This is a genomic window from Streptomyces chartreusis NRRL 3882 (genome assembly GCF_900236475.1).
Classification (GTDB): domain Bacteria; phylum Actinomycetota; class Actinomycetes; order Streptomycetales; family Streptomycetaceae; genus Streptomyces; species Streptomyces chartreusis_D.
On sequence record NZ_LT963352.1, the window covers coordinates 6,847,948 to 6,869,565 of the forward strand.

Sequence of the window (21,618 nt, forward strand, 5' to 3'; positions counted from 1 at the left end):
TGGTCCCGACAACACCTGATGCCGGACAGTGACGTACTCCCGGCCGGACCCGGCCAGACACGCGACCGCCCGGGGCATGGCGCCCCGGGCGGTCTGTGCTGGCGGTGACCCCGGCCTCCACCGAGGCCGGTGTCCTGTCTATGAGCGGTCGCTTCCGCCCCGTTCCTCGACGGCCAAGCGCTTGGCCCGCACTATGTCGGGGTCGCGCGGGTCGAGGGCGTCGTGCAGCGCGAACGGTTCGTCCGCGTACCGGCGGGCACGGACGGCCCGCCGGGTTTTCTCGATCCGCATCCGCTTCATCTGCGCAGCCCTCCGACCCGTGGCCCGCCCGTTTCGCGCCGAAACGGCCGGTCCGCACCGACAACCTGTGCCTGCACCGACACGGACTCCGCCCGCCGGACGTCGCCGTGTCCCCGTGGGAAGCCTGCATTCCCGCTCCCGGCGTGCCGTAACCCCGGGCGGGGCATGCCGTTGGAAACCGCCCCTCGCCGAGCCCGTGATCGTGTCCCGCCGCCCCGCCGGGCTGTCGGTGCTCGCCAGTAGGGTGTGAGACATGGCCGACCCCTCCAGCTACCGCCCCAAACCGGGTGAGATCCCCGACTCGCCGGGGGTCTACAGGTTCCGTGACGAGCACCGCCGGGTGATCTACGTCGGAAAGGCGAAAAGCCTGCGCCAGCGCCTGGCGAACTACTTCCAGGACCTGGCGGGCCTGCACCCGCGCACCCGCTCCATGGTCACCACGGCCGCGTCCGTGGAGTGGACGGTGGTGTCCACGGAGGTCGAGGCGCTCCAGCTGGAGTACTCGTGGATCAAGGAGTACGACCCCCGGTTCAACGTCAAGTACCGCGACGACAAGAGCTACCCGTACCTCGCGGTGACGATGAACGAGGAGTACCCGCGCGTGCAGGTGATGCGCGGTCACAAGAAGAAGGGCGTCCGCTACTTCGGGCCGTACGCGCACGCGTGGGCGATCCGCGACACCGTCGACCTGCTGCTGCGCGTCTTCCCCGTGCGCACCTGCTCGGCCGGCGTCTTCAAGAACGCCGCCCGGACGGGCCGCCCCTGCCTCCTCGGCTACATCGGCAAGTGCTCCGCCCCGTGCGTGGACCGGGTCTCCGCCGAGGAGCACCGCGAACTGGCCGACGAGTTCTGTGACTTCATGACCGGCCGCACGGCCACGTACATCCGCCGCCTGGAGAAGCAGATGGGCGAGGCGGCCGAGGAGATGGAGTACGAGCGGGCGGCCCGGCTGCGCGACGACATCGGGGCCCTGAAGAAGGCCATGGAGAAGAACGCGGTCGTGCTCGCCGACGCGACCGACGCCGACCTGATCGCGGTCGCCGAGGACGAGCTGGAGGCGGCCGTCCAGATCTTCCACGTACGCGGCGGACGGGTACGCGGCCAGCGCGGCTGGGTCACCGACAAGGTGGAGGAGATCACCACCGGCGCCCTCGTGGAGCACGCCCTCCAGCAGCTGTACGGCGAGGAGACGGGCGACGCGGTCCCCAAGGAGGTCCTCGTCCCCGCCCTGCCCGACCCCGTGGAGCCCGTCCAGGAGTGGCTCGCCGGCCGGCGCGGCTCGGGCGTCTCGCTGCGCGTCCCGCAGCGCGGCGACAAGAAGGCCCTCATGGAGACCGTGCAGCGCAACGCCCAGCAGGCGCTCGTGCTGCACAAGACCAAGCGCGCCTCCGACCTCACCACGCGCTCGCGCGCCCTGGAGGAGATCGCCGACGCCCTCGACCTGGACAGCGCCCCGCTCAGGATCGAGTGCTACGACATCTCCCACCTCCAGGGCGACGACGTGGTGGCCTCCATGGTCGTCTTCGAGGACGGCCTGGCCCGCAAGAGCGAGTACCGCCGCTTCCAGATCAAGGGCTTCGCGGGGCAGGACGACGTTCGCTCCATGCACGAGGTGATCACCCGCCGCTTCCGCCGCTACCTCGCCGAGAAGGAGAAAACGGGGGAGTGGACCGACAGCGAGAACGCCGAGACCCCTGAGATCGACGGGAACGGCGAGATCGTCGGGACCGGCCCCACCGAGGACGACGGCCGCCCCAAGAAGTTCGCCTACCCGCCCCAGCTCGTGGTCGTCGACGGCGGCGCCCCGCAGGTCGCGGCGGCCCAGCGGGCCCTGGACGAGCTCGGTATCGACGACATCGCCGTGTGCGGCCTCGCCAAGCGCCTGGAGGAGGTCTGGCTGCCCGGCGACGACGACCCGGTGGTCCTGCCCCGCACCAGCGAGGGCCTGTACCTGCTCCAGCGGGTCCGTGACGAGGCCCACCGCTTCGCGATCACCTACCAGCGCACCAAGCGGTCCAAGCGCTTCCGGTCCAGCCCCCTGGACGACGTCCCCGGCCTCGGGGACACCCGCAAGCAGGCACTCCTGAAGCACTTCGGTTCGTTGAAGAAATTGCGATCCGCCACCATCGACCAGATCTGCGAGGTTCCCGGCATAGGCCGCAAGACCGCCGAGACGATCGCGGCGGCCCTCGCCCAGGCGGCCCCGGCCGCACCCGCCGTCAACACGGCGACTGGAGAGATCATGGAAGAGGAACCCGGCACCATGGGTTCCGGTGGGGAGCCCGTGCGGACGGGCGCCCCGGACGAACGACGGGGGCAGGAGACATGAATGTGAACGAGCACGACGGGCAAGAAGAGCGAACCGGAGACGGAGCACAGGTGAGTACGGGCACGCCCAACGACAAGGCCGCAGTCCCGGACGCGGCCATCCCCGAGCTGGTGATCATCTCCGGCATGTCCGGGGCCGGCCGCTCGACGGCCGCGAAGTGTCTGGAGGACCTCGGCTGGTTCGTCGTCGACAACCTGCCGCCCGCGCTGATCCCCACCATGGTGGAGCTCGGCGCCCGCTCCCAGGGCAACGTGGCCCGGATCGCCGTCGTTGTCGACGTCCGCGGCCGCCGCTTCTTCGACAACCTCCGCGAGTCCCTCGCCGACCTGGAGGCGAAGAACGTCACCCGCAGGATCGTCTTCCTGGAGTCCTCCGACGAGGCCCTGGTGCGCCGCTTCGAGTCGGTGCGCCGCCCGCACCCCCTCCAGGGCGACGGCCGGATCGTCGACGGCATCGCCGCCGAGCGCGAGCTGCTGCGCGAGCTGCGCGGCGACGCCGACCTGGTGATCGACACCTCCAGCCTCAACGTGCACGAGCTGCGGGCCAAGATGGACGCCCAGTTCGCCGGCGAGGAGGAGCCGGAGCTGCGGGCCACGGTCATGTCCTTCGGCTACAAGTACGGGCTGCCGGTCGACGCCGACCTGGTCGTCGACTGCCGCTTCCTGCCGAACCCGCACTGGGTCCCGGAGCTGCGCCCGTACACGGGCCTCAACGACGAGGTCTCCGGGTACGTCTTCAACCAGCCCGGCGCCAAGGAGTTCCTCGACCGCTACACGGAGCTCCTCCAGCTCGTCGCCACCGGCTACCGCCGGGAGGGCAAGCGCTACGTGACCATCGCCGTGGGCTGCACGGGCGGCAAGCACCGCTCGGTCGCCATGTCGGAGAAGCTCGCCGCCCGGCTCGCCGCCGAGGGCGTGGAGACGGTGGTCGTACACCGGGACATGGGACGCGAATGACACGACGTACTCCGCGGCTGAGCCGGCTGCGCCGGGTGGTGCCCGACGGCAGCACTGACGGAAGGGGCGGCCGGCCCGCCGAGGCCCGGGGCGGCAGACCCCGCCGCCGGGGCACCCAGCCCAAGGTCGTCGCCCTCGGCGGCGGCATGGGCCTGTCCGCCTCGCTCGCCGCCCTGCGCCGGATCACCGGCGACCTCACCGCCGTCGTGACCGTGGCCGACGACGGCGGCTCCAGCGGCCGGCTGCGCGACGAACTGGGCGTGCTGCCGCCCGGCGACCTGCGCAAGGCACTGGCCGCGCTCTGTGGTGACGACGACTGGGGCCAGACCTGGGCGCGCGTCATCCAGCACCGCTTCCAGTCCAAGGGCGAGCTGCACGAGCACGCGGTCGGCAATCTGCTGATCGTCGCCCTGTGGGAGCAGCTCGGCGACCACGTCCAGGCGCTCGACCTGGTCGGACGGCTGCTCGGCGCGCAGGGGCGCGTGCTGCCCATGTCCGCTGTCCCGCTGGAGCTCCAGGCCCTGGTCAAGGGCCACGACCCGGCCCGCCCGGACGAGGTGGACACGGTCCGTGGCCAGGCCACCGTCGCCCTCACCCCGGGCGAGGTGCAGTCCGTGCACGTCGTGCCGCACGACCCGCCGGCCGTGCCCGAGGCGGTCGAGGCCGTCCTGGACGCGGACTGGGTGGTGCTCGGCCCCGGCTCCTGGTTCTCCTCGGTCATCCCGCACCTGCTGGTACCCGAGCTGCTGGACGCGCTCACGCAGACCAAGGCCCGCCGGGTACTCTCCCTGAACCTCGCCCCGCAGCCCGGAGAAACCGAGGGCTTCTCCCCGCAGCGTCATTTGGAGGTTTTGGGACGACACGCCCCTAAACTCGCCCTGGACGTGGTGCTGGCCGACGAGGCCGCCGTGCCCGACCGTGACTCCCTGACCGATGCCGCCAAGCGGTTCGGGGCCGCGGTCGAGCTGGCGCCGGTGGCCCGGCCCGACGGGACCCCGAGGCATGACCCGGAGCTGTTGGCCGCCGCGTACGACCGTATTTTTCGGATGCATGGAAGGATCGGCCCATGGCGATGACGGCAGCGGTGAAGGACGAGATCTCCCGGCTCCCCGTCACCCGGACCTGCTGCAGAAAGGCGGAGGTCTCCGCCATTCTGCGGTTCGCCGGCGGCCTTCACCTGGTGAGCGGTCGGATCGTGATCGAGGCGGAGCTGGACACGGCGATGGCGGCCCGCCGCCTCAAGCGGGACATCCTGGAGATCTTCGGCCACAGCTCGGAGCTGATCGTGATGGCACCGGGCGGGCTGCGCCGCGGCTCGCGCTACGTGGTGCGTGTCGTCGCGGGCGGTGACCAGCTGGCCCGCCAGACCGGCCTGGTCGACGGGCGGGGCCGCCCGATCCGCGGCCTGCCCCCGCAGGTGGTCTCGGGGGCCACCTGTGACGCCGAGGCCGCCTGGCGGGGCGCCTTCCTGGCGCACGGCTCGCTCACCGAGCCCGGCCGCTCCTCCTCCCTGGAGGTGACCTGCCCGGGCCCCGAGGCCGCGCTCGCCCTGGTCGGGGCGGCCCGCCGCCTGTCGATCGCGGCCAAGGCCCGCGAGGTGCGCGGCGTGGACCGGGTCGTCGTCCGTGACGGCGACGCGATCGGTGCCCTGCTCACCCGCCTCGGCGCGCACGAGTCGGTGCTGGCCTGGGAGGAGCGCCGGATGCGCCGCGAGGTGCGGGCCACGGCGAACCGGCTGGCCAACTTCGACGACGCCAACCTGCGCCGCTCGGCCCGCGCGGCCGTCGCCGCCGGTGCCCGTGTGCAGCGGGCGCTGGAGATCCTCGGCGAGGACGTGCCCGAGCACCTCGCGGCGGCCGGCCGGCTGCGCATGGAGCACAAGCAGGCCTCCCTGGAGGAGCTGGGCGCGCTCGCCGACCCGCCGCTGACCAAGGACGCCGTCGCGGGCCGGATCCGCCGCCTGCTGGCCATGGCCGACAAGCGAGCCTCCGACCTGGGCATCCCGGGCACGGAGGCCAACCTCTCAGAGGAGCTGGCCGACAATCTCGTAGGCTGATCCCACAGCCCGTCAAGGAGCCGGTGCAGACCTCCACTTGGGTGGTCGGCGCCGGCTTTTGCGTGTCGTTCGGGCACTCTTGACTCGATCATGGACTGTCATGAGCCTGGCATCTGTTCGCTGCTGTGGCGAACCCACGCTAGGGGGGTTCATGAGACGAAGAGCGAGATCGATCCTCGCTGTCGGCGCGCTCCTGATCGGCGGAGCGAGCATCGCACCCATCGCCCAGGCACAACCGGACAGTTCACCCCCGTCCGACCCGGACGAAGTCAAGGTCTTCCGCGCCGACGTCACCCGCGAGCAGGTACCCCTGCTGCTCGCGGCCGGCCAGGACGGCCATGAACTCGGCGAGCAGGTGCCCGAGAAGGGCACGGCCACCATCGAGGTCTACCTGACCGACCAGCAGGCGAAGAAGCTGTCGAAGCAGGGCGTCGACCTCACCGAGCACGACCTCTCCACCAGGGCGGAAGCCCGCGTCGAGGACGCCGCCGAGGGCGTGTTCCGCCCGTACAGCGGCAAGGGCGGCCTCAAGGAGGAGATCCTCAGGACCGCGCAGGAGCACCCCGGCCTCACCAAGGTCGTCTCCATCGGCAAGACGGTCAGGGGCCAGGACATCCTCGCGCTGAAGCTCACCAAGGGCGCGAAGCGGACGAAGGACGGCTCCAAGCCCTCGGTCCTCTACCTGTCCAACCAGCACGCCCGCGAGTGGATCACGCCGGAGATGACCCGGCGCCTGATGCACCACTACCTGGACAACTACAACAAGGACCGGCGCGTCAAGAAGATCGTCGACTCCACCGAACTGTGGTTCGTCCTCTCGGCCAACCCCGACGGCTACGACCACACCCACGCCGGTGACGCCAACCGCCTGTGGCGCAAGAACCTGCGGGACGTCAACGGCGACGGCACCATCGGCACCGGCGACGGCGTCGACCTCAACCGCAACTTCGCCTACAAGTGGGGCTACGACGACGAGGGTTCGTCCCCCAACCCCGCCAGCGAGACCTACCGCGGCGCCGGTCCGGGCTCCGAGCCGGAGACCAAGGCCCTGGACGCCTTCGAGAGGCGGATCGGCTTCACGTACGGAATCAACTACCACTCCGCCGCCGAACTCCTCCTCTACGGAGTCGGCTGGCAGGTGGCCACGCCCACCCCGGACGACGTCCTGTACGAGGCACTCGCCGGTACGCCGGAGAACTCCGCGATCCCCGGCTACCACCCGCAGCTCTCGTCCGAGCTGTACACCACCAACGGCGAAGCCGACGGCCACGCGGCGAACGTCAACGGCATGGCGATGTTCACGCCCGAGATGTCGACCTGTCAGTCCGCCTCCAACGCCGACCCGGACGACGAGTGGAAGGCGTCCGACTGCCGGTCGATCTTCACCTTCCCGGACGACGAGAAGCTGATCCAGCAGGAGTTCGCCAAGAACGTCCCGTTCGCGCTCTCCGTCGCGGAGTCCGCCGCCCACCCCGACCGGCCGTCCTCGTCGGTCGGACTGAGCGCCGCCGACTTCACCCCGGCCGCGTTCCCGGTGTCGTACTCCCGCGGCGCCGACCAGGAGGTCTCCGTCGTCGCACGCAGGTCGCTGCGCGACAAGGAGCTGAAGTACCGCGTCAACGGCGGCCGCACCGAGGACATGACGCTCAAGCCCTGGAAGGGCGGCGAGACCTACGGCGGTGAGGACAACCTCTACTTCGACGAGTACCGGGCCAAGGTCAAGGACGGCGACCCCGGCGACAAGGTCGAGGTGTGGTTCACCGGGGAGACGAGGAACGGCAAGAAGGTCTCCAGCGAGCGCTTCACCTACACCGTCGCCCAGCGGCCCAAGGCGGACACCCTCGTCGTCGCCGAGGAGGGCGCGGCCGCCACGCAGGCACAGAAGTACGTGGACGCCCTCAAGGCCAACGGCCGCAAGGCGCTCGTCTGGGACGTCGCCGAGCGGGGCGCGCCGGACGCGCTGGGCGTGCTGAGCCACTTCGACACCGTCGTCCACTACACGGGTGCGAGCGTCCCCGGCAACGCCACCCAGATCCAGCTGCGCGCCTTCCTCAACGAGGGCGGCAGGCTGATCGAGGCCGGTGAGCAGGCCGGCGGCAGCGTCGACCTCGGCGGCGGCGCGCTCTCGGACGACTTCAGTCAGTACTACCTGGGCGCCTACAGCCGTACCTCGGCCGCCGGAGCCACCGGTTTCACCGGCTCCGGCGAGCTGGGCGGTTTCTCGGGCCCGCTCGCCGCCGCGCCCGGCAACCCCCTGGACAAGGCGGGCCGGTACGGCGTCACCTCCGACGAACTGCCCGCCGACGAGTTCCCGCAGTTCGCGAGCAAGGGCGCCGGACAGTTCGCCGGCGCGGTCAACCCGTTCGGCCCGTACGCGGGCTCCTGGATGGCCGCCGCCGTCCACACCGACGACGCCTACAAGCGCCTCACCCGCACCGTGGACCTCACCGGCGTCGCCGCGGCCGACAAGCCCACCCTGCGCACCCAGCTGATGTGGGACACCGAGCCCGGCTACGACAACGTCCTGGTCGAGGCCCACACCGCGGGCGCCGACGACTGGACGACCCTGCCCGAGGCGGGCGGCGCCACCAAGACCGCCGTTCCGGCCGAGTGCGGGGGCGGCTTCTACGTCCGTGAGCACCCCTGGCTGAAGCACTACCTGACCCTGTCGGACGACGGCTGCACCGCGACCGGCAGCACCGGGTCGTGGAACAGCCTCACCGGCGCCTCCGGCGGCTGGCAGCGGGTGGACTTCGACCTGAGCGCGTACGCCGGCAAGACGGTCGAGGTCTCGATCAGCTACGTCACCGACCCGGGCACCGGCGGGCACGGCGTCCTCGCCGACGACGCCTCGCTGGTCGTCGGCGGCACGGCGAAGGAGACCGAGGGCTTCGAGACCTCGCTCGGCGCCTGGAAGGCCGCCGGACCGCCCGCGGGCAGCCCGGCCGTCCTCAAGGACTGGTCCCGCACCGGGGCCCTGTTCCAGACCCACGGCGCGGTCACCACGGACGACACCGTGCTGCTGGGCTTCGGCCTGGAGCACGTCGCCACCGCGGCCGACCGGGCGGCACTGATGAGAAAGGCACTCGCCTCCCTCGACGTGTGACGGCGGACATGGGACCGCAGACGTGTGACCCCACAGGAGCTGGGAACTCTCCGTCAACAGGCACCACACCGAGTAGCGAAATCGAGTGATCTCGCTCTCGGTGACGGGCGGTCCGTACCCCTACTGGCGGGTACGGACCGCCCTGCCGTGTATGGGGCATCTGGATGTCACCACCGCAGCCTCAGGGAGGTAGGGTCGTAGGCGGTCGGGGACATCCCAAACAGAGCTCGCCGGCTCTTCATGGCCGGCGTACCAACGAGGAGATCGGTTCGTGACGATCCGCGTAGGCATCAACGGCTTCGGCCGCATCGGTCGTAACTACTTCCGCGCGCTGCTGGAGCAGGGTGCAGACATCGAGATCGTGGCTGTCAACGACCTGGGTGACACCGCGACCACCGCTCACCTGCTGAAGTACGACACCATCCTCGGCCGCCTCAAGCAGGAGGTCTCGCACACCGAGGACACCATCACCGTCGGCGACAAGACCATCAAGGTCCTCGCCGAGCGCAACCCGGCGGACATCCCGTGGGGCGAGCTGGGCGTCGACATCGTCATCGAGTCGACCGGCATCTTCACCAAGAAGGCCGACGCCGAGAAGCACATCGCCGGCGGCGCCAAGAAGGTCCTCATCTCGGCTCCGGCCAAGGACGAGGACGTCACCATCGTGATGGGCGTCAACCAGGACACCTACGACCCGGCGAACCACCACGTCATCTCCAACGCCTCCTGCACCACCAACTGTGTGGCGCCGATGGCCAAGGTCCTCGACGAGAACTTCGGCATCGTCAAGGGCCTGATGACGACGGTGCACGCGTACACGAACGACCAGCGCATCCTGGACTTCCCGCACAAGGACCTGCGCCGCGCCCGTGCCGCCGCCGAGAACATCATCCCGACCACCACGGGTGCCGCCAAGGCCACCGCGCTGGTCCTCCCGCAGCTCAAGGGCAAGCTGGACGGCATGGCCATGCGCGTCCCGGTCCCGACCGGTTCGGTCACCGACCTGGTCCTCGAGCTCGGCCGCGAGGTCACCAAGGAAGAGGTCAACGCCGCCTTCCAGAAGGCGGCCGAGGGCGAGCTGAAGGGCATCCTCGAGTACACGGAGGACCCGATCGTCTCGTCCGACATCGTCAACGCGCCGGCGTCCTGCACCTTCGACTCCTCCCTGACCATGGTCCAGGAGGGCAAGAACGTGAAGGTCATCGGCTGGTACGACAACGAGTGGGGCTACTCCAACCGCCTCGTCGACCTGACGGTCTTCGTCGGCAACCAGCTCTGATCCACAGAGCAGGCACGTCCATGTGAGAGCAGGGCTCGGGCAGCGCGAGAATGCGCTGTCCGAGCCCTGACTCACGTACAGATCAGAGCTGTTCGATCACGAGCGCTTACGAGCGATCACGAGCTCTTTCAGGAGTCCCCTCATGAAGACGATCGACGAACTCCTCTCCGAAGGGGTCGCCGGCCGGCGGGTCTTCGTCCGCGCCGACCTGAACGTGCCGCTGGACGGCACCACGATCACCGACGACGGCCGGATCCGCGCCGTGCTGCCCACGGTCAAGGCCCTCGCCGACGCGGGCGCCCGGGTGGTCGTCGCCTCGCACCTGGGCCGCCCCAAGGGCGCCCCGGACCCGGCCTTCTCCCTCGGCCCGGCCGCCGCGCGCCTCGGTGAACTCCTCGGCGCGGACGTCCGGTTCGCCACCGACACGGTCGGCGAGTCCGCCCGGGCCACCGTCGCCGCCCTCGCCGACGGCCAGGTCGCGGTCGTCGAGAACCTGCGCTTCAACGCCGGTGAGACCAGCAAGGACGACGCCGAGCGCGGTGCCTTCGCCGACCAGCTCGCCGCCCTCGCGGACCTCTACGTCGGCGACGGCTTCGGCGCCGTGCACCGCAAGCACGCCTCCGTCTACGACCTCCGGGCCCGGCTGCCGCACGCCGCCGGCTACCTCATCGCCAAGGAGGTCGCCGTCCTGAAGAAGCTGACGGACGACCTCCAGCGGCCCTACGTCGTCGCGCTCGGCGGCGCCAAGGTCTCGGACAAGCTCGCCGTCATCGACCAGCTGCTCGGCAAGGCCGACCGCATCCTCATCGGCGGCGGCATGGCCTACACCTTCCTCAAGGCCAAGGGCTACGAGGTCGGCAAGTCCCTCCTCCAGGAGGACCAGGTCCCGGCCGTCCAGGAGTACATCGAGCGGGCCGAGAAGACCGGCGTCGAGCTGGTCCTGCCCGTCGACGCCCTGGTCGCGACCGAGTTCCCGGACCTGAAGACCAAGGCCCCGGCCAACCCCACGACCGTCGCCGCGGATGCCATCCCGGCCGACCAGGAGGGCCTGGACATCGGGCCCGAGACCTGCAAGCTGTACGCGTCCAAGCTCGCCGACGCCGCCACCGTCTTCTGGAACGGACCCATGGGCGTCTTCGAGCACCCCGACTACGCCGAGGGCACCAAGGCGGTCGCCCAGGCCCTCGTCGAATCCCAGGGCTTCACCGTGGTCGGTGGCGGCGACTCCGCCGCCGCCGTGCGCACCCTGGGCTTCGACGAGACGGCATTCGGCCACATCTCGACCGGTGGCGGCGCCTCCCTCGAATACCTCGAGGGCAAGACGCTCCCCGGCCTCGCCGCACTGGAGGACTGACCCCTTATGAGCACGCGCACGCCGCTGATGGCGGGCAACTGGAAGATGAACCTCAACCACCTCGAGGCCATCGCCCACGTCCAGAAGCTCGCCTTCGCCCTGGCCGACAAGGACTACGAGGCCGTCGAGGTCGCCGTCCTGCCGCCCTTCACCGACCTGCGCTCCGTACAGACCCTGGTCGACGGCGACAAGCTCAAGATCAAGTACGGCGCCCAGGACATCTCGGCACACGACGGCGGTGCCTTCACCGGCGAGATCTCCGGCCCCATGCTGGCCAAGCTGAAGTGCACCTTCGTCGCCATCGGCCACAGCGAGCGCCGCCAGTACCACGCCGAGACCGACGAGCTGGTGAACGCCAAGGTCAAGGCCGCCTACAAGCACGGCCTGACCCCCATCCTGTGCGTCGGCGAGGAGCTGGAGGTCCGTGAGGCGGGCAACCACGTCTCCCACACCCTCGCCCAGGTCGAGGGCGGTCTGAAGGACCTCCCCGCCGAGCAGGCCGAGACCATCGTGATCGCCTACGAGCCCGTCTGGGCCATCGGCACCGGCAAGGTCTGCGGTGCCGAGGACGCCCAGGAGGTCTGCGCGGCGATCCGCGGCAAGATCGCCGAGCTGTACTCGCAGGAGCTGGCCGACAAGGTCCGCATCCAGTACGGCGGCTCCGTGAAGTCCGGCAACGTCGCCGAGATCATGGCCCAGGCCGACATCGACGGCGCGCTGGTCGGCGGCGCCTCTCTGGACGCCGACGAGTTCGTCAAGATCGTGCGCTTCCGCGACCAGTGAGTAGGCCCTAGCGGCGATCCGTCGTACCCTTGCGGGGTCCAGCACTGTGCTGGGCCCCGCGTCGTCCATCCGAATCCGAGGAAGTTGGTCCAGCCGTGGTTTTGGGGTTCTCGATCGCCCTGATCGTCTTCAGCCTGCTGATGATGCTGCTGGTGCTGATGCACAAGGGCAAGGGCGGCGGCCTCTCCGACATGTTCGGCGGCGGCATGCAGTCCTCCGTCGGCGGCTCCTCGGTCGCCGAACGCAACCTCGACCGGATCACCGTCGTGGTCGGTCTGCTCTGGTTCGCGTGCATTGTCGTGCTCGGCATCCTGATGAAGGTGAACAACTGACCGACGCGCATCGCGCACGCAATACGTACGTAAGGCCCCATGTTCGGTACGCGCGGCAAAGCGCGGCCTATCATGGGGCTTGCGTCTAGGTGTGAGGGTTGTAACTCCAATCACTGGACGCGCGTTGGGCCTTACGTAGACTGAGGCGCTCGCAGCGAAGCGGAACGCCGACTCGCTTCGCGGCACCATCACGCAGGGAGTTACGACCGTGGCAAGTGGCAACGCGATCCGGGGAAGCCGGGTCGGGGCGGGGCCGATGGGCGAGGCCGAGCGCGGCGAGTCCGCGCCGCGGCTGCGCATCTCCTTCTGGTGCTCCAACGGACACGAGACCCAGCCGAGCTTCGCCAGCGACGCGCAGGTGCCCGAAACCTGGGACTGTCCCCGCTGCGGCTTTCCGGCCGGCCAGGACCGGGACAACCCGCCGGACCCGCCGCGCACCGAGCCGTACAAGACGCACCTGGCGTACGTGCGGGAGCGGCGCAGCGACGCGGACGGCGAAGCGATCCTCGCCGAGGCGCTCGCCAAACTGCGGGGCGAGATCTAGGAGTTGAGACCGGCCGGGCACCAGCAGGTGCCCGGCCGGAGCTGCTTTCCGCAGCCAACGGCCGGCCGCTCGCGGACCGATTGTCAGTGGTGCCCTCTACGGTTTGTGCATCGGGCGAACCGTAGAGGGGGAACAGTGGCGACGGTCGAGGTGGGGGGCCTGCGCGCGCCCGCGTGGCGCGGGGGCTTCGGACGGCTGTGGAGCGCAGCCGTGCTGTCCAGTTTCGGTGACGCGCTGCGTACGGCGGCGCTGCCCCTGCTGGCCGTCACGCTGACCGACGAGCCGCTGCTCATCGCCTCCGTCACGGCCTGCGGCTATCTGCCCTGGATCGTCTTCGGCCTGCTCGGCGGGGCCGTCGCCGACCGCGTGGACCAGCGGCGCGCCATGTGGACGGTGGACGCCTTACGAGGGCTGCTGGTCGCCGCCTTCGCGGTCGCCGTCGCCCTCGGTCACGCCTCGATCGGCCTGCTCATCGTGCTGGCCTTCGTCCTGACCAGCCTCCAGACCCTCTTCGACAACGCCGCCACGGCGCTGCTGCCCGCCCTGGTCGACCGGGACGCCCTCGGCAGCGCCAACGCCCGGCTGCTGACCGGCCAGCGCATCGCGGGCGGCCTGCTGGGCGGCCCCGTCGTCCCGCTGCTCCTGGCCGCCGGGGCCGCCGTGCCCTTCGCGGCCGACGCCGTGACGTTCCTGGTGGCCGCCGCACTGGTGGCCTCTCTGCCGGCCGCCGAGTCCGACCGCAAGCCGCGACGGCCGGGCAGCACCCTGCGCCGCGAGATCGCGCAGGGGCTGCGCACCCTGTGGCGCGACCAGGCCCTTCGCGGCCTGTGCGCCGCCACGGCCCTGTGCAACATCGGCATGGGCACCCAGCTCGCCATGCTGGTCGTCCTCGTCACCGACTGGCTCGACGCGGGCCCCGCGGGATACGCGGCGGCGGGCGCGGCCTTCACACTGGGCAGCCTGGCCGGGGGAGTGGTGAACAGCCGGCTGGTCGCGCGTCTCGGCCGGCTGCGGTCCGTGCTGCTCGCCGGCTCGGTGCAGACCGCCGCCCTCGTCGTCATGGGCACCGTACGCAGCCTGACCGTGCTGGTGGGCGCGCTGGCCGTCTTCGGGCTCATGGGCATGGTGTGGAACGTCAACACCACGACACTGATGCAGGAGCGCAGCCCCGCCGAGCTCCTGGGCCGGGTCAGCTCGGCCTTCCGGACCCTGGCCTTCGCCGGCGTGCCCCTCGGCGCCCTGCTGGGCGGGGCCGTCGCCACCGCCTGGGGGCCGAACACCCCGCCGCTGCTCACGGCCGCCTTCTTCGTCCTGTCCGTCCTCGCGCTGATACCCGCGCTCAAGGCGAACGTAGTTGTTGTCGAGCCGGACGACGGCGCCACGACAACCGATGTCACGCGCTGATCAAATAGGTTGGGACCGGCAGCGGGGCAAGGTACGCAGGCAGGACAGGAAAGAAGGCTGAAGTCCGAGATGAACGCAGACGGCCGTACCAGGCTCAACCAGACGTCCGAGTGGACGGCACTGGCCAAGCACCGTGAGGAGCTGGGCGACGTCCAGCTGCGCGAGCTGTTCGCCGCCGACTCCGGCCGCGGCACCGCGTACACCCTCCGGGTCGGCGACCTGTACGTCGACTACTCCAAGCACCTCGTCACCGACGACACGCTGCGGCTGCTGCGCGAACTGGCCGCAGCCACCGACGTCTTCGGGCTCCGGGACGCCATGTTCCGTGGCGAGAAGATCAACACCACCGAGAACCGGGCCGTGTTGCACACCGCGCTGCGGGCGCCGCGGGACGCGGTGATCGAGGTCGACGGGGAGAACGTGGTGCCGGGCGTGCACGCGGTCCTCGACAATATGGCCGACTTCGCGAACCGGGTGCGCTCCGGGGAGTGGACGGGGCACACCGGCAAGCGGATCCGCAACGTCGTCAACGTCGGCATCGGCGGCTCCGACCTCGGCCCCGCGATGGCCTACGAGGTGCTGCGCGCCTTCACGGACCGTTCGCTGACCGTGCGTTTCGTGTCGAACGTGGACGGCGCCGACCTGCACGAGGCGGTGCGGGATCTCGACCCCGCGGAGACGCTGTTCGTCATCGCCTCCAAGACCTTCACCACCATCGAGACGGTCACCAACGCCACGTCAGCGCGCGGCTGGCTGCTGGACGCGCTCGGTGACGAGGCCGCCGTCGCCAAGCACTTCGTCGCCCTGTCGACGAACGCCGAGAAGGTCGCCGAGTTCGGTATCGACACGGCCAACATGTTCGAGTTCTGGGACTGGGTCGGCGGCCGTTACTCGTACGACTCCGCGATCGGTCTGGCCCTGATGATCGCCATCGGCCCGGACAACTTCCGGGAGATGCTCGAAGGCTTCCGGATCGTCGACGAGCACTTCCGGACGGCGCCCGCCGAGTCCAACGTGCCGCTGCTGCTGGGCCTGCTGGGCATCTGGTACGGCAACTTCCACGACGCCCAGTCGCACGCGGTGCTGCCCTACAGCCACTACCTGTCCAAGTTCACCGCCTACCTCCAGCAGCTCGACATGGAGTCCAACGGCAAGTACGTCGGCCGGGACGGGCGTGAGGTGGAGTGGCAGACCGGGCCGGTGGTGTGGGGCACCCCGGGCACCAACGGGCAGCACGCCTACTACCAGCTCATCCACCAGGGCACCAAGCTCGTTCCGGCGGACTTCATCGGCTTCGCGCGGCCGGTCGGGGAGCTGGGCGACCGGCTCAAGGCGCAGCACGACCTGCTGATGGCCAACTTCTTCGCCCAGACGCAGGCGCTCGCCTTCGGCAAGACCCCGCAGGAGGTGCGGGCCGAGGGTGTGCCGGAGGAGCTGGTGCCGCACAAGACGTTCAAGGGCAACCACCCGACGACAACCATCCTGGCGCCCGAGCTGACGCCGTCCGTCCTCGGCCAGCTGGTCGCCCTCTACGAGCACAAGGTGTTCGTGCAGGGCGCGGTGTGGAACATCGACTCCTTCGACCAGTGGGGCGTCGAGCTCGGCAAGGTGCTCGCCAAGCGCGTCGAGCCCGCGCTGACCGAAGGCGCCGAGGTCGAGGGCCTGGACCCCTCCACCAAGGCCCTGGTCGCCACGTACCGGGAGCTGCGCGGCCGGCAGTGACGACCCGCCGGGCGGGAAGCGGGCGGCAGCACGCCTGCTTCCCGCGGGCCGGGCATCCGGAGTCCGTCAGGCGACCGCGCTCAGCGTGTCCGCCAGCCGGCGGCGGGCGGCCCGGGCCGCGGGTACGGCCGCCAGTGCGGCAGCGCAGAGCACCGCCGCCGCCCCGAGCAGCAGCATCAGCGGGGCGGACGGGCCCTGGGCGATCCCGGCGCCGATGCCGCTGGAGCGGCCCTGGGCGTCGATCAGCCAGTGGGCGAGCGGCAGGCCCAGGGCGGTGGCGGCGAGCACGGCCGCCAGTGCCGTGCAGCCGGTGGCCGTGACCGTGATGGCCGTGATCTGCCGGGGGGACAGGCCGATGGCCTTCAGCGCGAGCAGGTCCCGTTCGCCCTCGCGGACTGTACCGCCGATCGCGGTCAGCAGCTCGATGAGCCCGATGAGGGCGAGGACGGCGATCAGCCCGGCGACGACGGCGCGCAGTGGGGAGAGCCCGTCGGCGGGGTTGGTCACGGTGTGCACGTCCAGGTGCCCGCGCCCGGCCGTGGCCAGCCGGTCGGCGACCTCCCCCGGGTCGGCACCGGGTTCCAGGCGCAGCTCGTAGAGGGTCGGGCGGAGCCTGGGATCGTTCGCGCGGAGGGTGTCGAGGGACGTGGAGATGATCCGGCCGGCGTTCTCCGGCTCGATGCTGCGGCCCACGATGTGCAGGATCTGCGGCTGGTCGCCGACGGTCATCCGCACCCAGTCGCCGACGCGCACGTCCAGCAGGTCCAGCAGCCCCTGCCCGGCCACGGCCTCGTCGGCGCCGCGCGCGGGGCGGCCCTCGGCGAGGGTGTACGGGTAGGGGTCCCGGTCGGTGCCGAGGCCCCGCAGGGCGATGGTCGCCGTCTGGCCCGGGACCAGGGCGGCCGTCTCGACGCCGGGGTAGGCGGCGGCCACCTGCGGGTCGCGTTCCAGGAGGGCGCGGGCCTGCCGCTCGTTCAGGCCGGTGTCGGCGCGGACGCTGAGGGCGGTCGGCAGGCCGATCTGTTCGGGCGTGCTGTGGAAGCGGTCGATGGTGGTCCACGCGCTCATCGCCACGACGATCAGCAGCAGCGGCAGGGTGAGGCGGGCGACGGTGGCGAGGGACCGGGGGCGGCGCGTGAACGCCTTGTGCCAGCCCAGCACCAGCGCGGGCGGAACCCGCGCCCCGAGGGCGCGGCGCGCCAGGTCTGAGAGCTGCCCGGTCCGGGGAGCCGCCGGACGCAGCCCGAGGACCCGGCGCAGCCCGCCGGCCACCCACCCGCCAGGCGCACCGGCCGCGGTCTGCGGACCGAGGGCCCCACCCGTCGCGCCGGTCGGCCGTCCGTCCGGCGCAGCCTCCGTGGCCTGCGGTCCGGAGGGCTGGCCCGTTGTCCCTATCAGCCGTCCGCTTGTCCCTATCAGCCGTCCGCCAGGCGTGCCCTCCGTGGGCTGCGGACCGAGGGCTCGGCTCGTCGCCCCGGTCGGCCGTCCGCCAGACAAAGCCTCCGCGGGTAGCGGTCCGGGGGCCGGGTCCGTCGTTCCGGCCGGCCGTCCGTCAGGCGTGCCCTCCGTGGGCTGCGGACCGAGGGCTCGGCCCGTCGTTCCGGTCGGTCGGCCGCCGAGCGTCGTCGCGGGGCGCTGCACCGGCACCGGTGGCACGCGGCCCGCCCGCCAGGCGGCCAGCCCGGTGGTCGCGCCGATGAACAGCACCGCACCCACCGGTATGACGAACAGCGCCACGGTGTGTCCGGGCAGCCCCTGCCACACGCCGACCGCGTCCCCGAGCCGTCCCGGGATCCGGCTGCCCAGGGCCTCGGCCAGCGCGGCGGCGACCACGGCACCCAGGAGCGCGTAGGCGAGGTGCTGGAGCAGGAAGATGCGGACCACCTGGCCGGGGGTGAAGCCGATCGCCTTCAGCACGGAGAGGTCCCGCAGATGGCCGCGGATACGCGTGCCGATCGCCCCGTGCACGGCCAGCCCGGCCGCGACCAGCGCGCCCAGCCCGAACAGGCCCAGCACCTGACCGAGCAGCCGGTTGTCGCCCTGGGCCTCGGCGCGGGCCTGCTGCCAGGTGGAGACCTCGCCGATCGCCCCGGCTCCCAGCACGGTGACGGCACGCTGGACGATGTAGGAGGTGTCGCCCGGGTCGGTCAGCCGTAGCCCGATCACCTGGCCGCCGGGGTCCGGCACGGCCGACGGCAGCGCCCAGACCAGGCCCGGCTGCTCACCGGGCCGGTAGCGCGGCTCGGCGCTGTCGGCGAGGCCCACGACGGTCAGTTCGCGGGCCGTGCCGGGCACGGTGAGGGTGTCGCCGGGCTCGGCCAGCAGCGCGCGGGCGAGGCGGCTCTCCAGGACCACACCGTTCGGGGTCGCGGGGTCCAGCCAGTGGCCGGAGACGAGCGGTGGGCGGCCGACGGACGGGCGCTCCGGAGTGCCGCGCAGTTCGACGGCGGCGCGGCTGCCGCGCGAGGAGACGGTGGTGGAGGCCGTGGGGTAGGGACCGGCGACGGAGTCGACGCCGTCCAGCGCGGCCAGCTTGCCGGTGTCGGCCGCGGTGTCGGTGTGCAGCCACACGTGCGCGCCGTGCGACTGTGTGAACACGCGCTGCCAGGGGTTGGTGGCGTACCCGAACAGGGCCGTGGCCAGCAGCAGGGAGGCGACGATGCCCGCGGTGGCGAGGACGAGGAACAGCGCCTCGCCGCGGTGCGTGCGCAGATCGGAGTGCGCCCAGCGCAGGGTGGCTCGCATACGGGTCAGCCCTTCCGGGGATCGTCGTACCCGCGCATGTCAGTCCTTCAGCTCCAGCACACCGGCTATGCCGGACCGGCGCGGCGGAGTGCCGCCGTCGAGTTCCGCGTCGTCGGCGATCCGGCCGTCGAAGAAGCTGATCACCCGGTCCGCGGCGCTCGCCAGCCGCGCGTCATGGGTGACCAGCAGGATCGTCTGGCCGCGCTGGTGGAAGCGGGACAGCAGCCGCATCACCTCGCGGGTGCCCTTGCTGTCGAGGCTGCCCGCGGGTTCGTCGGCCAGCAGCAGCGGGGGATGGTTGACGAGGGCCCGGGCCAGGGCGACGCGCTGCTGCTCACCGCCGGACAGCTCGCCCGGCATGCTGCGCTCCTTGCCCGTCAGGCCCAGCTCGGCCAGCAGCTGTTCCCGCTCGGCCCGCGCCTGCTTCGGGGAGGTCCCGGCGAGCAGGGCGGGCAGCTCCACGTTGTCGGCGACGGACAGGTTGGACACCAGGTTGAAGAACTGGAAGACGATGCCGATCCGCTTCCTGCGCTCCACCGCCCAGCGTGCCTCGCCGTAGGTGTCGGTGGACTCGCCGTCGAGCCAGATCCGGCCCGCGTCCGGCCGCTGGAGGCCGCCGAGCAGATGCAGCAGCGTCGACTTGCCGGCGCCGGACGGGCCGGTGATCGCCACGAACTCGCCGGGCCGTACGCACAGGTCGACCCCGCGCACGGCATGGGCGGGCGCGCCCTCGCCGTGGTGCGTCTTCACCAGCCCCTCGGCGCGCAGCACAGGAGCGGGACGGTCGTCGCTCACTCCGGTTCCTCCAGCTCTTCCTGGCACCGTTCCAGCCAGTCGAGGTCGGCTTGCAGGTGCAGCATCGCGCCCTCGATCAGCAGGTGGGCGATGCGGTTGTCGCGGTCTTCGGCGGCGGCCAGCTTCGACAGCTGCCGCATCGTGTTCAGGTACTGGCGCCGCTGCTGGTTGATCAGGGAGATCTGGTCGGCGAGTCCGCTCTGCGGAGCGAGCGCCAGCTTCATGAAGAACTCGTCCCGCACCCGCGGTTCGTCCTCGGGCTCCTCGAACCAGGCGCGCAGCGCCTCCCGCCCGGCGTCGGTGAGGTGGTAGACCTTTTTGTTGGGCCGGCTGGACTGCGCCACGTCCTCGCCCTCGATCAGTCCCGACTTCTCGAGGCGGCCGAGGGTCACATAGATCTGGCCGACGTTCGGCTGAGGGTACGCGGAGCCCAGCAGTTGCTCAAGGTCCTGCTTGAGCTCGTAGCCGTGGGCGGGTCCGCGGGCGAGGAGTGCCAGGAGGGGCAGGCGCACGCGTGCAGTCCTCCTGTCCGGTCCAATGTGCTCCAGGCCCTAGTATCGCCCATACCTAACAGGTATACATGGCCTCTGTTCCGGGCAAGGGTGCCCGTCGCCGGTGTACAGGGAGGAACCTATGCGGTGGATCCATGCCGCGGGTAGGGGCCTTCTCGTTCTCGTCGTGGTCCTGACCGGTTATGTTGCCGCCGGCGCACAGGCGGGCGAGCCCGCCGGAGACGGCCGCGGACCGCTCACGCTCGCGACCGCCGGCGACCTCACCGGCTACCTCGGCCCCCTGCTGGAGGGCTGGAACCGCACCCACCCCGGCGAAAAGGTGACCCTCGTCGAGCTGCCGGACTCCGCCGACGAGACCCAGGCCCAGATGGCCACCGACCTGCGCGACGGCGACCGCAGCCGGTTCGACGTGCTCAACATCGACGTCAACTGGACCTCGGAGTTCGCCGCGGCGGGCTGGATCAGGCCGCTGCCGCGCGACCGATTCCCGCTGCAGACCTTCCTCCCGCCGGTCGTGGACACGGCGACCTACGACGGACAGCTGTACGCGGTCCCGTACGTCACCAACGCCGGTCTGCTCCTCTACCGCAAGGACGTCCTCGCGAAGGAGGGCGTCGAGCCGCCGCGCACCTGGGCGGAGCTGGAGCGGTACGCGAAGACCATCGCCCCGAAGTACGGCCTGGACGGCTACGCCGGGCAGTTCCTGCCGTACGAGGGCCTCACGGTCAACGCGGCAGAGGCCGTCTACTCGGCGGGCGGCTCGATCCTCGGCGACGAGGGGGAGCGCGTCACCGTCGACTCGGCGGCGGCCCGTGAGGGCATCGGATTCCTGGCGCGCGGGGTGCGCGAGGGCTGGATCCCGAAGGAAGCCCTCACCTACAAGGAGGAGGAGTCCAAGCAGGCCTTCCAGGACGGCCGGCTGCTCTTCCTGCGGAACTGGCCGTACGCCTATGTCGGCGCCTCCGCGCCGGGTTCCGCGGTCGCCGGGAAGGTCGGCGCCGTACCGCTGCCGGGACCGGACGGGCCGGGGACGAGTGTCCTCGGCGGCTCCAACCTGGCCGTCAGCGCGCACGCGCGGCATCCCGACTCGGCCGCCCGCCTGATCGCGTACCTCACCAGCGAGCGCGTCCAGCGCCAGGTCCTCACACGCGGCGCGCTGCCGCCCGTCCGGGCCGATCTCTACGAGGACCCCGCGCTCATCCGCAGGTTCCCCTACCTGCCGACCCTGCGCGAGAGCGTGCGCACGGCAGCACCGCGCCCCAAGAGCCCGCGCTACGACCAGGTCAGCCTGGTCGTGCAGGCGGTCGTGCACGACGCGATGGCCGGGCACGAGACGCCCGCGGCGGCGGTGCGCCGGCTGGCCCGCGAGCTCGCCGTCATCTCGCGTCGCTAGCGCTTCTA

Annotated in this window: 17 protein-coding genes; 13 read left to right on the forward strand and 4 right to left on the reverse strand. The window is 71.2% G+C overall.

All coding sequences use genetic code 11. The features are described 5' to 3' along the window. Positions 1–138 precede the first annotated feature (138 nt). Complete coding sequence (locus tag SCNRRL3882_RS41000; RefSeq protein ID WP_162501109.1) at positions 139–291, reverse strand: hypothetical protein; 153 nt, start codon at positions 289–291, stop codon at positions 139–141. Between the two features lie 262 nt (positions 292–553). On the opposite strand from SCNRRL3882_RS41000, the gene uvrC reads away from it, so the two are divergent. The 12 genes from uvrC to pgi all read left to right on the forward strand — a co-directional run bounded on the left by uvrC (position 554) and on the right by pgi (position 16,165). Continuing rightward, positions 554–2,629: an excinuclease ABC subunit UvrC gene (gene uvrC / locus SCNRRL3882_RS30955; protein WP_010039676.1), complete on the forward strand. Its 2,076-nt coding sequence runs from the start codon at positions 554–556 to the stop codon at positions 2,627–2,629. Continuing rightward, positions 2,626–3,585, forward strand: a complete 960-nt coding sequence (gene rapZ, locus SCNRRL3882_RS30960; RefSeq protein WP_078602825.1) for an RNase adapter RapZ — start codon at positions 2,626–2,628, stop codon at positions 3,583–3,585. Before uvrC ends, rapZ begins: the two co-directional genes overlap by 4 nt. Then, complete coding sequence (locus SCNRRL3882_RS30965) at positions 3,582–4,661, forward strand: gluconeogenesis factor YvcK family protein (RefSeq protein ID WP_029181150.1); 1,080 nt, start codon at positions 3,582–3,584, stop codon at positions 4,659–4,661. The genes rapZ and SCNRRL3882_RS30965 overlap by 4 nt, the downstream gene beginning before the upstream one ends. Beyond that, positions 4,652–5,641, forward strand: a complete 990-nt coding sequence (gene whiA, locus SCNRRL3882_RS30970; RefSeq protein ID WP_010039680.1) for a DNA-binding protein WhiA — start codon at positions 4,652–4,654, stop codon at positions 5,639–5,641. The genes SCNRRL3882_RS30965 and whiA overlap by 10 nt, the downstream gene beginning before the upstream one ends. Positions 5,642–5,792: 151 nt before the next feature. Next, positions 5,793–8,747: a M14 family metallopeptidase gene (locus SCNRRL3882_RS30975; RefSeq protein ID WP_010039681.1), complete on the forward strand. Its 2,955-nt coding sequence runs from the start codon at positions 5,793–5,795 to the stop codon at positions 8,745–8,747. Positions 8,748–9,018: 271 nt separating this feature from the next. After that, positions 9,019–10,026: a type I glyceraldehyde-3-phosphate dehydrogenase gene (gene gap / locus SCNRRL3882_RS30980; RefSeq protein ID WP_010039682.1), complete on the forward strand. Its 1,008-nt coding sequence runs from the start codon at positions 9,019–9,021 to the stop codon at positions 10,024–10,026. Between the two features lie 142 nt (positions 10,027–10,168). Next, positions 10,169–11,380, forward strand: coding sequence for a phosphoglycerate kinase (locus tag SCNRRL3882_RS30985; RefSeq protein ID WP_010039683.1), 1,212 nt, complete (start codon positions 10,169–10,171; stop codon positions 11,378–11,380). Positions 11,381–11,386: 6 nt separating this feature from the next. Continuing rightward, the gene (gene tpiA / locus SCNRRL3882_RS30990) at positions 11,387–12,163 is read left to right on the forward strand and encodes a triose-phosphate isomerase (protein ID WP_010039684.1); all 777 of its coding nucleotides are present in this window, start codon (positions 11,387–11,389) and stop codon (positions 12,161–12,163) included. A 101-nt stretch (positions 12,164–12,264) separates the two neighbouring features. Beyond that, on the forward strand, positions 12,265–12,495 hold the full coding sequence (secG, locus tag SCNRRL3882_RS30995) for a preprotein translocase subunit SecG (RefSeq protein ID WP_029181151.1): 231 nt from the start codon (positions 12,265–12,267) through the stop codon (positions 12,493–12,495). A gap of 208 nt (positions 12,496–12,703) precedes the next feature. Further along, on the forward strand, positions 12,704–13,039 hold the full coding sequence (locus tag SCNRRL3882_RS31000) for an RNA polymerase-binding protein RbpA (protein ID WP_003976875.1): 336 nt from the start codon (positions 12,704–12,706) through the stop codon (positions 13,037–13,039). A gap of 135 nt (positions 13,040–13,174) precedes the next feature. Then, complete coding sequence (locus SCNRRL3882_RS31005; protein WP_010039687.1) at positions 13,175–14,443, forward strand: MFS transporter; 1,269 nt, start codon at positions 13,175–13,177, stop codon at positions 14,441–14,443. Between the two features lie 69 nt (positions 14,444–14,512). Continuing rightward, a complete protein-coding gene (gene pgi, locus SCNRRL3882_RS31010) occupies positions 14,513–16,165 on the forward strand; it encodes a glucose-6-phosphate isomerase (RefSeq protein WP_102514884.1) in 1,653 nt (550 codons plus the stop codon). Between the two features lie 66 nt (positions 16,166–16,231). Here the strand turns inward: pgi and SCNRRL3882_RS31015 are convergent, their stop codons facing one another. Genes SCNRRL3882_RS31015 through SCNRRL3882_RS31025 form a run of 3 tightly spaced genes read right to left on the reverse strand, consistent with a single transcriptional unit; the run spans position 16,232 to position 20,217 of the window. Next, complete coding sequence (locus SCNRRL3882_RS31015; RefSeq protein ID WP_010039694.1) at positions 16,232–18,910, reverse strand: ABC transporter permease; 2,679 nt, start codon at positions 18,908–18,910, stop codon at positions 16,232–16,234. Positions 18,911–18,949: 39 nt separating this feature from the next. Next, positions 18,950–19,705, reverse strand: coding sequence for an ABC transporter ATP-binding protein (locus SCNRRL3882_RS31020; protein ID WP_010039696.1), 756 nt, complete (start codon positions 19,703–19,705; stop codon positions 18,950–18,952). Then, positions 19,702–20,217, reverse strand: a complete 516-nt coding sequence (locus SCNRRL3882_RS31025) for a PadR family transcriptional regulator (RefSeq protein ID WP_010039699.1) — start codon at positions 20,215–20,217, stop codon at positions 19,702–19,704. Before SCNRRL3882_RS31025 ends, SCNRRL3882_RS31020 begins: the two co-directional genes overlap by 4 nt. Before the next feature lie 121 nt (positions 20,218–20,338). Between SCNRRL3882_RS31025 and SCNRRL3882_RS31030 the strand changes: the two genes are divergently transcribed. Beyond that, on the forward strand, positions 20,339–21,610 hold the full coding sequence (locus tag SCNRRL3882_RS31030) for an ABC transporter substrate-binding protein (RefSeq protein WP_010039702.1): 1,272 nt from the start codon (positions 20,339–20,341) through the stop codon (positions 21,608–21,610). Positions 21,611–21,618 lie beyond the last annotated feature (8 nt).

Bases quoted from the DNA above. Each gene is read 5' to 3' on its own strand.
- SCNRRL3882_RS31030 (WP_010039702.1), top strand. From the start codon at position 20,339: ATGCGGTGGATCCATGCCGCGGGTAGGGGCCTTCTCGTTCTCGTCGTG.
- uvrC (WP_010039676.1), top strand. From the start codon at position 554: ATGGCCGACCCCTCCAGCTACCGCCCCAAACCGGGTGAGATCCCCGAC.
- SCNRRL3882_RS30975 (WP_010039681.1), top strand. From the start codon at position 5,793: ATGAGACGAAGAGCGAGATCGATCCTCGCTGTCGGCGCGCTCCTGATC.
- SCNRRL3882_RS31015 (WP_010039694.1), bottom strand. From the start codon at position 18,910: ATGCGAGCCACCCTGCGCTGGGCGCACTCCGATCTGCGCACGCACCGC.
- SCNRRL3882_RS30965 (WP_029181150.1), top strand. From the start codon at position 3,582: ATGACACGACGTACTCCGCGGCTGAGCCGGCTGCGCCGGGTGGTGCCC.
- SCNRRL3882_RS30985 (WP_010039683.1), top strand. From the start codon at position 10,169: ATGAAGACGATCGACGAACTCCTCTCCGAAGGGGTCGCCGGCCGGCGG.
- rapZ (WP_078602825.1), top strand. From the start codon at position 2,626: ATGAATGTGAACGAGCACGACGGGCAAGAAGAGCGAACCGGAGACGGA.
- pgi (WP_102514884.1), top strand. From the start codon at position 14,513: ATGAACGCAGACGGCCGTACCAGGCTCAACCAGACGTCCGAGTGGACG.
- SCNRRL3882_RS41000 (WP_162501109.1), bottom strand. From the start codon at position 291: ATGCGGATCGAGAAAACCCGGCGGGCCGTCCGTGCCCGCCGGTACGCG.
- tpiA (WP_010039684.1), top strand. From the start codon at position 11,387: ATGAGCACGCGCACGCCGCTGATGGCGGGCAACTGGAAGATGAACCTC.
- whiA (WP_010039680.1), top strand. From the start codon at position 4,652: ATGGCGATGACGGCAGCGGTGAAGGACGAGATCTCCCGGCTCCCCGTC.